Genomic DNA, 11,489 nt, shown 5'->3' on the forward strand with positions numbered 1-11,489 from the left:
AAATTAAATAAACGTCAAAATTATTAGTACACATAACCTGTCTATTTTCTATACAAAAAAAGAGGAATTACTCCTCAATATTTTCTTTCGTTTGCAATTCATCAATGATGGCCCAACTAGCCTTGTAATATGCTCGAAGGATTTTATCAATATCCTTTTTGGTTTTCGGCTCTGGAGCCACAATATAAACTTTCGTTTTCCCAAATTTATAAGACGCGGCATATTTTTCTTGTTGGCTCATGGTGTCACCTCTTGAAGTGCTTTCTATATTTGTATGCTGCTGATTTGTTAGTACTGCCATATTAGTTGCTAACCATTTCAAAGCAGAACAATCATCGAAATATTAAAGTATCGGAAAACGACGAAGAATCTTAAATGCTTTCTTAAATCAAACATGTCATTACTTTCGCTACTTCAAATAGCCATTTCTACTTCTTATATATACATTTCTCGTATATGAATTAACTATATAAGGAGGTCTAATCATGAAAACCGCAATCTACCTAAGAAAATCCCGTGCTGATCTCGAAGCCGAGGCACGAGGCGAAGGTGAAACGTTAGCAAAGCACCGCACTACCCTGCTGAAAATAGCGAAGGAAATGAACTTAAATGTTTTAGCTGTCCGTGAGGAAATCGTTTCTGGTGAGAGTTTAGTGAAACGACCTGAAATGTTAGCATTGCTTGAAGAAATTGAAGATAACAAATATGATGTTGTTCTTTGTATGGATATGGACCGTTTAGGTCGTGGTGGTATGAAAGAACAAGGAATCATTTTAGAGACGTTTAAACGCTCGAATACGAAGATTATGACACCTAGGAAGACTTATGACCTTAATGATGAGTGGGATGAAGAATACAGCGAATTTGAAGCGTTTATGGCTCGTAAGGAGTTAAAGATTATTACACGACGTATGCAACGAGGTCGTGTAGCCAGTGTAGAGGCTGGGAATTATCTTGGTACACATGCACCATTCGGATATGATATCCATCGCTTAAATAAGCGAGAACGTACTTTAACGATTAATCCAGAAGAAGCTTCAGTTGTAAGAATGATATTTGATTGGTATGCAAATGAAGATATGGGCGCTAACGCAATCCGAAGCAAGTTAAATGATCTTGGCTACAAAAGTAAGCTAGGTAATGAATGGAACCCCTACAGCATCTTGGATATATTAAAAAATAATGTATACATAGGAAAAGTAACGTGGCAAAAACGAAAAGAGGTAAAACAACCTGATGCCGTAAAAAGAAGTTGTGCTCGTCAAGATAAATCAGATTGGATTATTGCTGATGGTAAACATGAGCCTATCATACCTGAAAGCTTATTTGAGCAAGTGCAAGAAAAATTAAATTCAAGGTATCACGTTCCTTACAATACGAATGGAATTAAAAATCCACTAGCTGGTATTATTAAATGTAGTAAATGTGGTTATAGTATGGTCCAACGTTATCCGAAGAACCGAAAAGAAACGATGGATTGTAAGCATCGCGGTTGCGAAAACAAATCAAGCTATACGGAATTAATTGAGAAGCGTTTACTCGAGGCATTAAAAGAATGGTACATCAATTATAAAGCTGATTTTGAAAAACATAAGCAAGATGACAAATTAAAAGAAACACAAGTTATTCAAATGAATGAAGCTGCGTTACGTAAGCTTGAAAAAGAATTAGTGGATGTCCAAAAACAAAAAAATAATTTACATGATTTATTAGAGCGTGGTATTTACACAGTCGATATGTTTTTAGAACGTTCGAATGTAATTTCTGATCGCATTACTGAAATTACTTCCACGATGGAAAACTTAAAGAAAGAAATTAAAACTGAAATTAAGAAGGAAAAAGTGAAGAAAGATACAATACCTCAAGTGGAGCATGTTCTTGATCTGTACTTTAAAACAGATGATCCCAAAAAGAAAAACAGCCTCCTAAAGTCAGTTTTAGAAAAGGCTGTTTATAAAAAGGAAAAGTGGCAAAGGCTCGATGATTTCGAACTTGTGCTTTACCCTAAACTCCCTCAAGATGGCGACATATAAGCGTTTATGCTTTGTCGTCACCTTGTTGGTGTAATTAGATTTACTCCATTCAGCCCTAAAGCATCATTCGTCGAAACAGCCAATACGACAGGCTTGCCATTTCTTAACGTCGCTTTCGCTGCCATTAGTACTGGAGAGTCTGTCATTGCATTTGCAAATTTACTCATAGAATTTCCTGTTAGTGGTGCAATTACCATACAATCTAGTGGAATTTTAGGTCCTAGTGGTTCTGCGCCAACGATTGAATTAATCGCTTTAAATCCTGTTACTTCTTCAATCTTTTTAATCCACTCTGCTCCTTCTCCAAATCTCGTATTTGTTGATTGAACAGTGTAAGAAACAACGGGGCGTACTTCTGCTCCCTCAGCAATTAATTTTTCTAAATGAGGCATTACTTCTTCGTACGTACAATGTGAACCAGTAAAACCAAACCCTATTCTTTTCCCTTTTAAATTCATTCCCCATTCTCCTTTCTTGCTATTACGTCTTCTGCTAGTAACTGAGAAAGAACGTTCGCTAAAATTTGTCCTGCTGTTTTTGGAGCAACAATACCTGGTAATCCAGGTGCTAACAGCGCTTTGACTCCTCTTTTTTCCGCATATCTAAAGTCGGTACCGCCTGGTTTAGAAGCTAAATCAATTACTAACGTATGAGCCGGCATTTTCGAAATAACATTCGCTGTCACGACGAGATGCGGAATTGTATTAATGACAATATCGATATTTCCTACTTCTTTCTCAATATTTTGCATATGAAAAGGAGAAAACATCATTTCTGTAATACGTGCAATATGTTCCGATCGTCTTGCTCCAACTTTGACATGGGCTCCTAATGATTGAAATGCTCTGGCAACACTCATCCCTGTTCTACCAAATCCTAAAACCATTACATTGGAACCATGAATTGTATAGTCGGTATGTTGAATTACCATCATTAATGTACCTTCTACAGTTGGAATAGAATTGTAGATTGCCACATCATCACGATCAAATAATTTAACAAGTTTGCGGTTTGTAGTAGATACGAGATTTTCCAAGTAAGGCGTACCAATACCTGAATATATAGTAAAATGTTCTGGTGTATTTTCAATTTGTTCTTTCGTTATAGAAACTTTTTCGTTTGAAAAAATAGTATCTACTTCTCCCTTGGCATTTGTACCTGCAACTGGCAAAATAATTGCATCTACAGAAGTGAAATCTAAATTTTGTATACTTTCTTTTGCTGCCCCTGTGAAGCCATGATCTAACTGATCAAACCCTATCAATGAAAGTTTCGCATCCAATTCAACTAGCTTGCGAATTACTTCTAGCTGTCTTGCATCTCCTCCTATGACAGCAATATGCATCTCAGTCAACATTCCCTAATTCACCTTCTTTTTCTGTCATTTATAAGAAAAGTGCCTACTTTTTCTTTTTCCTCCACATCATATGTAATGTACGAGTTTTAGGTGATTGAAAAACGAAAGCATGTATGATTTATCCCGCTATTTGTATGCAGTTAGACCTCCATCTCAACATTCGACATATGAGAGGACATTATACGGGAAATTGATTTCCGGTAAACGCTCGATTCATGTGAGCTTTTACTCAGAAGAGAATGAACAAAAAAAAGATGACCAAAATGGCCACCTTTCACTTCGAATTTGAATGATCCGTAATATCACAAAGGATCATATCGTGCCCTACTTTCTTAATTTGGCTCCACGTGACTCTTACTTCTTGTGGTTCCTTTTTAAAACCTCCCCATTTCCCAGCCGGTATGATAAGAGCCTGTATTTGGCCATCCTTCTCATCAATCTCTAAATCCACATAACCTAAAACTCCCATTTTTTCTGCTCTTTCTAAATTTACAATCTCTTTGCCACTTAATTCACTTAATCGCATACAATCTCCCCCTACCGAATTATGAATTTAAGTTATCCATAATTAGTACCTATTCTGTATATCAAAAAAAAATAACCGTATCTCTTTTAAAAGAGATACGGTTATTTTTACATACTTCATATAAAGCAATTATAGTTTTATTCCTTTTGGAAGTTTTCCATCTGGACTAATTAATGCTGCAGAGAATTCATCTGTAAACATGTTACGAATTAACTCATCAACATTTTCTTTTGTTACTGTGTTTACACTTTCAATAATCTCATCAAGTGAACGATGCTTACGAAGTAGCAACTCATTTTTACCATTACGGCTCATACGGCTATTCGTACTTTCTAAACTTAACATTAAGTTTCCTTTTAATTGCTCTTTACTATTAATAAGCTCTTTTTCTGTAATACCTGTATTTTTCAATGTTTCTAATGTTTCTTGCATTGTTTCATACAGTGTATCTAATTGTTGGCTACCTGTTCCACCATACAGCGTTAACATACCTGTATCTTCATAAGAAGAATGGTAAGAAAATACTGAATAGGCTAACCCGCGTTGCTCACGTACTTCTTGGAATAAACGGCTACTCATACTACCGCCTAAAACGTTATTTAATACAATTAAGTTATAAATATCTTCGTGTCCCATTTGTAAGCCTTTATATCCTAAACATAAATGAGCTTGTTCTGTTTCCTTTTTACGTGCTACCTTATTAAAATGGAAAATTGGGCTATGTACTTGTTCACGGTTTGTTGTTCCTTCATAACTACCGAAATATTGCTCTACCGTTTGCAAGAAGGCTTCATCAATATTTCCTGCAACTGAAACAACGACATTTTCAGGTGTGTAATGATCCTTGATATATTGGCGTAGCGTATCACCTGTAAACGTATCAAGCGTTTCTTCTGTTCCTAAAATAGGATATCCAAGTGGATGCGTTTCATATGTTGCTTTCGTTAACATATCATGCACAATATCATCTGGAGCATCTTCGTACATTTTAATTTCTTCACATACGACATTCTTCTCTTTTTTCAGTTCTTCCTCATCAAATGTTGAATTAAAGAACATATCTGCTAATACATCTAAAGCATATTTAGCATGCTCATCTAGCACTTTTGCATAGTAACAAGTGTATTCTTTTGAAGTAAAAGCATTCACTTGCCCACCAATGCTATCAAATGATTCTGCAATTTCGCGTGCACTACGTGTTTCCGTTCCTTTAAAGAACATATGCTCTAAAAAGTGGGAAACCCCGTTATTTTTTTCATTTTCATTTCTTGATCCCGCATGAATCCAAATACCAATTGCAACCGATCTTACTGTTGGTATATTCTCCATAACGATTCTTACACCATTTTTACAAGTATATTTTTTAATCAAAAACTTTCCTCCTACTGCCAGTTTCTCTAATTAATTGCTATTATTTAATGATAACAAGTTTAAGGATGAATGTCATGCAAATGTATTTAATCCACACGTTTTTCATCCAGTAATTCTGTTATATTCCCTACTTTATATCCTTGTTCCTTCAATTTTGTAATCATTGTATCTAATGCTTCTGCTGTAGATGAAGTTGGATGCATTAATACGATAGCACCTGGATGTATTTTTGTCATCACTCTCTGCAATAGTACCTCTGGTTCAGGTCGCTTCCAATCAATTGTATCTACAGTCCACATAATCGTTCCCATTTGGAAATCATCTGCAATTTTCACGACTTCATCCCGAAAACTTCCACTCGGCGGAGCAAACCATCTTACCTTTTGATTCGTAGCTGCTTCGATCATTCGATTTGTTTTTTGTAACTGATCTCGGATTTCATCAGAAGATAGCGTTTTCATATTAGGGTGTGTGTAAGAATGATTTCCGACTTCTTGATTTGCATCAACAATCATTTTTGCAAATCGCAAATTTTCCTTCACCCAACGTCCTTCTAAAAAGAAAGTCGCTTTCACATCATGTTTTTTCAATATTTCTAATATACGAGGCAAATACTCGTTTCCCCACGCCACATTTATTGTTAATCCCACCATCTTTTTATTTGGATGTCCCCTATAAATTGGAGCTGGTGATAAACCTTCTAAGTGGACACTCGGTGATACTTCCTTGAATTCCAGATATTTTTGATCAAATTTCTTTAGTTTCCTCATATTATTATAAGATGCTTCGATATCAACTTTTCTTCCATTATATCCTGGTGTTGCTTTCCATATTTTATCAACCATCGCATTTTGAGGTGCAATCTCATATTGTTTTGCATGTTTTTGAATTTCTTCATACAAATTATCCTGTGCAAAAACGGAATAAGAGCCTACACTGACATATAAAAAGAATATACATATGTATGCCAATATACGAGCTTTCATATAAACCCTCCCATTAACTATATAAAAACCTTTTTTCTTCTTATCTTTGTTAATTTGAGCGTTATAATGAAAACTATACCTATACTGACATAAAAATATATATAAATCATATTTTTTACATAACAAAAAAAGCCAGTTTAACTGGCTTTTACTTATTGCTGCTCTTGTTTGTTTTCTTCTTTAGCAGCTTCTTTTTCTTGCTCTTCTTTTAGCAATACTTTTCTAGATAGATTCACACGACCTTGCTTGTCAATCTCGATAACTTTAACTGTAATTACATCACCGATCTTCACAACGTCTTCTACTTTACCTACACGCTCAAGTGCAAGTTCTGAAATGTGAACTAATCCATCTTTACCGCTGAATAATTCAACGAAAGCACCGAATTTCTCAACACGTTTCACTTTTCCTTCGTAGATTTCACCTACTTGTACTTCGCGAACGATATCTTCGATAATTTTCTTAGCTTTGTCATTCATTTCTTGATTTATTGAAGAAATGAATACTGTACCATCTTGCTCGATGTCAATTTTAACGCCAGTTTCTTCAATAATTTTATTGATTTGTTTACCGCTCGGCCCAATAACGTCACGGATTTTATCTGGGTTAATTGTCATTGTAATAATCTTTGGAGCGTAAGCTGATAATTCAGTACGTGGCTCTGCAATAACAGATAACATATGATTTAGAATGTGCACACGACCAACTTTCGCTTGTTGTAATGCCTCTTCTAAAATTTCACGAGATAGACCATCGATTTTAATGTCCATTTGCAGTGCAGTTACACCTTTTGCTGTACCTGCTACTTTAAAGTCCATATCACCTAAATGATCTTCCATACCTTGAATATCAGATAAAATTGTGTAATGCTCACCAGTTTTAACTAGACCCATTGCAATACCCGCAACTGGAGCTTTAAGTGGAACACCAGCATCCATCATTGCTAAAGTACTACCACAAATACTTGCTTGTGAAGTAGAACCATTTGATTCTAAAACTTCAGACACAAGACGTACTGTATATGGGAAATCTTTTTCAGATGGAATTACAGGCTCAAGAGCACGTTCTCCTAGTGCACCGTGACCAATTTCACGACGACCTGGTCCACGCATCGGTCTTGTTTCACCAACACTAAATGATGGGAAATTGTAATGGTGCATAAAGCGTTTTGATTCTTCTACACCAAGACCATCTAAAATTTGTACATCGCCTAATGCACCTAATGTACAAATACTTAATGCTTGTGTTTGTCCACGTGTGAATAAACCAGAACCGTGTGTACGAGATAAAATACCAACCTCTGATGCTAATGGACGGATTTCGTCACCTTTACGGCCATCTGGGCGGATTTTTTCAACTGTAATAAGACGACGTACTTCTTCTTTTACAATTTTATATAAAATCTCACTTACTTGTCCTAATGTATCAGCGTCAGCTTCCTGCGCTTCGTAATGCTCAATTACACGCTTTTTCACTTCGTTAATTGCATCTTCACGTGCATGTTTCTCATGTACTTGAATTGCAGAATGCATATCCTTTTCAGACATTTCACGTACAGCTTGATTAAGATCAGCGTCAACTTCATAAAGTTTCACTTCTGTTTTCTCTTTACCTACAGCTTGTACAATCTCTTCTTGGAATGCAATTAGACGTTTAATTTCGTCATGTCCAAACATAATTGCTTCTAACATTGTTTCTTCAGGCACTTGATCTGCTCCTGCTTCAACCATGTTAATTGCATCTTTCGTACCAGCTACAACAAGGTGAATATCACTTTGTTCTTGCTGTTCTACTGTTGGATTAATAACGAATTCGCCGTTAATACGACCAACTGTTGCGCCCGCGATTGGACCTTCAAATGGAATATCTGAAATCGATAACGCTAATGAAGAACCTAGCATAGCTGCCATTTCAGAAGAACAATCTTGATCAACACTCATTACAATGCTCACAACTTGTACTTCGTTACGGAAACCATCTGCGAAAAGAGGACGAATTGGACGGTCGATTAAACGACTTGCCAAAATTGCTTTTTCACTCGGACGACCTTCACGTTTAATGAAACCGCCAGGAATTTTTCCGACTGCATATAAACGCTCTTCATAGTTTACTGTAAGTGGGAAGAAATCTACATTTTTTGGTTCTTTTGATGCAGTTGCTGTAGATAGAACCGCTGTATCGCCATATCTTACTAATACTGCTCCGTTCGCTTGCTTCGCAAGCTGACTTGTTTCAACTGTTAGCTGGCGACCAGCTAAATCTATCGAGAAGACTTGCTTTTCTTGACTCATTTAAGTACCCCTCTCAATTTAAAGTATTCAATTCTTCTATGTAAATGGATAGTATATCACAATATTCTACCTCTAGTATTACCGAAAATGAAGTAAGCTATAAAGGGTAGAAGATATATTTTTACCTAACAAAAAAGCGGGAATATTCCCGCTTCTTTGACTATCGACGTAAGCCAAGCTTTGTGATTAATTCACGGTAACGTGTGATATCGCTATTACGAAGGTAAGTTAGTAAGTTACGACGTTTACCAACCATCTTTAATAGACCACGACGTGAATGATGATCTTTCTTGTGAGTACGTAAGTGCTCGTTTAGAGTGTTAATTTGCTCCGTTAGGACAGCAATTTGAACCTCTGGAGAACCAGTATCAGTCTCATGAGTTCTAAATTGTGCAATGATTTCATTTTTACGCTCTTGTGTTAAAGCCATCCTATTTCACCTCCTATTAATTAAACCCCCAATTACCTAGCAAGCGTCGGTGAGTCGCAATGCCAAGCAATGGTTGTCATAAAGTACATAACATAGAATACTACTTTTCATTTGAAAAAGCAAGTATATTCTTTTCGTTCGCAAAATATTCTTGTGCTGTTTTCTTATCTTTTGCAATTTGTTCAACTAACTCATCGATGCCATTGAATTTCTTTTCTTCTCTTATACGCATATGCCACTCTACTGTAACATTTTGATCATATATGTCTTTGTTAAATTCAAATAAGTGCACTTCAATAGATAATTGACGCTCATCTTCTTTAAATGTTGGTTTATATCCAATATTACATACACCATCGTACCATTCATCGTGAACTTTTAATCTCACTGCATAAACACCTACAGGTGGTAATAGATACTCATCACTTAAACCTATATTAGCTGTGGGAAAACCAATTTGACGTCCACGCTTATCACCGTGTACAACCGTTCCCCCTACTGTATATGCTCTACCTAAAATAGATGGAATTTGTTCCATTTCGCCATTTCGAATTAACTTTCGTAATGCTGTAGAACTTACTTTCTCTTCTTGAAATTCAACTTTTTCAATCACAGTCTGTGTAAACTCCCCTCTTGCATGAAATGGTAAAGTCTCCATCTTTCCTTTTCCTAAACGTCCATATGAATAATCAAACCCTGCTACTACATGCTTTACATTCAAACCAATAATATAATCATCTACAAATTGTTGTGGCAATAAGCCTGCAAACGATTCATCAAATTTAATAACATATAATATATCGATCCCTAAGTTTTCGACTATTTTTTCTTTATCACACATTGGTGTAATATACTCCGCATGCGCTTCCTTTTTTCCTAAAACAACAGATGGGTGCGGATAAAATGTCATAACTGCACTTTTATATCCTCGTTCATCAGCTATTTGTTTCGCAGTTCGAATCACACATTGATGTCCTAAATGAATGCCATCAAAAAATCCTAATGCCATTACAGTAGGTGGTAATTCTAATTTATTTTGTTCATGTGGATGAGTTAAATGAATAAGTTTCACGCTTGAATTCACCTTTTTCTGTAATAATCCTTCCAATAATTCATTATAGCTTTAGTTCTTGATTATTCACAAGTACTTTCATGGGCTTTAGCATACCAGGGTGTTTTGGATGGTGCTCATAAATTGCAAGGCAGCGATTATTTGTATCAAACACTGTTATAAATGGCGCCGTTATTTGCAATTCATTTTTTAAGAACATACCATTCTTTATTTTCTCTGCTTGCTTTTCATCTACAACCATTTTCGGAAACTTACTTAATGCTTCATCAATTGAAATGAAGATAGACTCTACTGTTCCATTTTGCACGTTTTCTTCAATTTCTTCAAATGATATGCAATCTTCTAATAAAAATTCACCAGAAGCTGTTCTTACAAGGTGAGACATATGTGATGGGAAACCAAGTTTTTCACCAATCATTACTGCTAACGTTCTTACATATGTCCCTTTACTACACGTTACACGGAAACGGAATGAAATATTTTCCCCCTCAAACACTTCACGGTCATCTAGTAATACAAATTCATGAATTGTAATTGTACGAACTGGACGTTCAACTTCTTGTCCTGCTCTTGCATATTCATATAATTTTTTTCCGTTAACTTTTACAGCTGAAAACATAGGAGGCATTTGTTCAATCGTACCTGTTAATGCAGCAAGAGCCCCTTCTACTTCCTTACGAGTAATAACACGATCTACATTTTTCCTTTCAACAACTTCACCAGAAGCATCTTCAGTTGTCGTTGAAAATCCAAGTGTTACTTCACCTTCATATGTTTTCGTCTCACTTGTTAAAAATTGTGCAATCTTCGTTGCTCGTCCTACACAAATAGGTAATACTCCTGTTACATCTGGATCTAATGTTCCTGTATGACCAATTCGTTTCTCACGCAATATCTTTCTTAATTTAAATACACAATCATGTGATGTCATGCCTTTTGGCTTATGTAATAATACTACACCTTCCATATATGTTCACCTCATCATAATTCTTTCATAGTAATTATCCAAAATTAATTTTGCATTGAAAAAATGGATAGACAAATGTCTATCCATTATTCTTCACGTTTACCGTCTTTATTAATTTGATGTAAAAGTGTATCAATTCGATGACCATATCCGATAGACTCATCAAACTCAAAGGAAATTTCCGGTGTTTTACGAAGACGAATGCGCTGGCCAATTTCTGAACGAATGAAACCTTTTGCCTTCGCTAAACCTTTTAATGTACTTTCTTTCTGTTCCTCATCACCTAAAACAGAAATATATACTGTAGCAATTTGTAAATCTCCACTCACTTGTACATCTGTTACTGTAACAAATCCAACACGTGGATCTTTAATTTTACGACTGATGATGTCGCCTAATTCTTTTTTCATTTGCTCGCCTACACGGTTTGCACGTAATTTCATAACTCTTCACCTC

11 protein-coding genes and 1 pseudogene are annotated in these 11,489 nt (G+C 35.8%); 1 reads left to right on the forward strand and 11 read right to left on the reverse strand.

What is annotated here, in order from left to right; genetic code table 11:
* Positions 1-67: 67 nt before the first annotated feature.
* Positions 68-301, reverse strand: coding sequence for a hypothetical protein (locus DN392_RS23465; protein WP_071742778.1), 234 nt, complete (start codon positions 299-301; stop codon positions 68-70).
* A gap of 184 nt (positions 302-485) precedes the next feature.
* Between DN392_RS23465 and DN392_RS23470 the strand changes: the two genes are divergently transcribed.
* A complete protein-coding gene (locus DN392_RS23470; protein WP_061672303.1) occupies positions 486-2,033 on the forward strand; it encodes a recombinase family protein in 1,548 nt (515 codons plus the stop codon).
* 32 nt (positions 2,034-2,065) lie between these two features.
* On the opposite strand, the pseudogene dpaB reads toward DN392_RS23470, so the two are convergent.
* The 10 genes and pseudogenes from dpaB to rbfA form a co-directional block, all read right to left on the reverse strand.
* Positions 2,066-2,491 (reverse strand): annotated as a pseudogene (dpaB, locus tag DN392_RS23475) (dipicolinate synthase subunit B); the annotation flags it as partial.
* On the reverse strand, positions 2,488-3,390 hold the full coding sequence (dpaA, locus tag DN392_RS23480; protein WP_000954740.1) for a dipicolinic acid synthetase subunit A: 903 nt from the start codon (positions 3,388-3,390) through the stop codon (positions 2,488-2,490). The gene dpaA and the pseudogene dpaB, both read right to left, overlap by 4 nt.
* 274 nt (positions 3,391-3,664) lie before the next feature.
* Positions 3,665-3,916: a YlmC/YmxH family sporulation protein gene (locus DN392_RS23485; protein WP_001239751.1), complete on the reverse strand. Its 252-nt coding sequence runs from the start codon at positions 3,914-3,916 to the stop codon at positions 3,665-3,667.
* A gap of 129 nt (positions 3,917-4,045) precedes the next feature.
* Positions 4,046-5,287 carry a M16 family metallopeptidase gene (locus DN392_RS23490; RefSeq protein ID WP_000593006.1) on the reverse strand — a complete coding sequence of 414 codons (1,242 nt, stop codon included), beginning with the start codon at positions 5,285-5,287 and terminating at the stop codon, positions 4,046-4,048.
* 86 nt (positions 5,288-5,373) lie between these two features.
* Positions 5,374-6,273 (reverse strand): polysaccharide deacetylase family protein, encoded by a 900-nt coding sequence (locus tag DN392_RS23495; protein WP_000647536.1) that lies wholly within the window; start codon positions 6,271-6,273, stop codon positions 5,374-5,376.
* 152 nt (positions 6,274-6,425) lie between these two features.
* Entirely contained in the window at positions 6,426-8,564 is a 2,139-nt protein-coding gene (pnp, locus tag DN392_RS23500) for a polyribonucleotide nucleotidyltransferase (protein ID WP_000076761.1), read from the reverse strand.
* 160 nt (positions 8,565-8,724) lie between these two features.
* Positions 8,725-8,994, reverse strand: coding sequence for a 30S ribosomal protein S15 (rpsO, locus tag DN392_RS23505; RefSeq protein WP_001229392.1), 270 nt, complete (start codon positions 8,992-8,994; stop codon positions 8,725-8,727).
* A 100-nt stretch (positions 8,995-9,094) separates the two neighbouring features.
* A complete protein-coding gene (gene ribF / locus DN392_RS23510) occupies positions 9,095-10,066 on the reverse strand; it encodes a bifunctional riboflavin kinase/FAD synthetase (RefSeq protein WP_000766715.1) in 972 nt (323 codons plus the stop codon).
* Positions 10,067-10,109: 43 nt separating this feature from the next.
* Positions 10,110-11,033, reverse strand: coding sequence for a tRNA pseudouridine(55) synthase TruB (truB, locus tag DN392_RS23515; RefSeq protein ID WP_046957399.1), 924 nt, complete (start codon positions 11,031-11,033; stop codon positions 10,110-10,112).
* 86 nt (positions 11,034-11,119) lie between these two features.
* Positions 11,120-11,476, reverse strand: a complete 357-nt coding sequence (gene rbfA / locus DN392_RS23520) for a 30S ribosome-binding factor RbfA (RefSeq protein WP_000776445.1) — start codon at positions 11,474-11,476, stop codon at positions 11,120-11,122.
* Positions 11,477-11,489: the final 13 nt, after the last annotated feature.

The organism is Bacillus sp. BB51/4 (assembly GCF_008368845.1).
Taxonomy (GTDB): Bacteria; Bacillota; Bacilli; order Bacillales; family Bacillaceae_G; genus Bacillus_A; species Bacillus_A wiedmannii.

Excerpts from the sequence above, each read along its gene's own strand:
- DN392_RS23465 (WP_071742778.1), bottom strand. The coding sequence starts at position 301 with ATGGCAGTACTAACAAATCAGCAGCATACAAATATAGAAAGCACTTCA.
- rpsO (WP_001229392.1), bottom strand. The coding sequence starts at position 8,994 with ATGGCTTTAACACAAGAGCGTAAAAATGAAATCATTGCACAATTTAGA.
- DN392_RS23495 (WP_000647536.1), bottom strand. The coding sequence starts at position 6,273 with ATGAAAGCTCGTATATTGGCATACATATGTATATTCTTTTTATATGTC.
- truB (WP_046957399.1), bottom strand. The coding sequence starts at position 11,033 with ATGGAAGGTGTAGTATTATTACATAAGCCAAAAGGCATGACATCACAT.
- rbfA (WP_000776445.1), bottom strand. The coding sequence starts at position 11,476 with ATGAAATTACGTGCAAACCGTGTAGGCGAGCAAATGAAAAAAGAATTA.
- DN392_RS23485 (WP_001239751.1), bottom strand. The coding sequence starts at position 3,916 with ATGCGATTAAGTGAATTAAGTGGCAAAGAGATTGTAAATTTAGAAAGA.
- dpaA (WP_000954740.1), bottom strand. The coding sequence starts at position 3,390 with ATGTTGACTGAGATGCATATTGCTGTCATAGGAGGAGATGCAAGACAG.
- pnp (WP_000076761.1), bottom strand. The coding sequence starts at position 8,564 with ATGAGTCAAGAAAAGCAAGTCTTCTCGATAGATTTAGCTGGTCGCCAG.
- DN392_RS23470 (WP_061672303.1), top strand. The coding sequence starts at position 486 with ATGAAAACCGCAATCTACCTAAGAAAATCCCGTGCTGATCTCGAAGCC.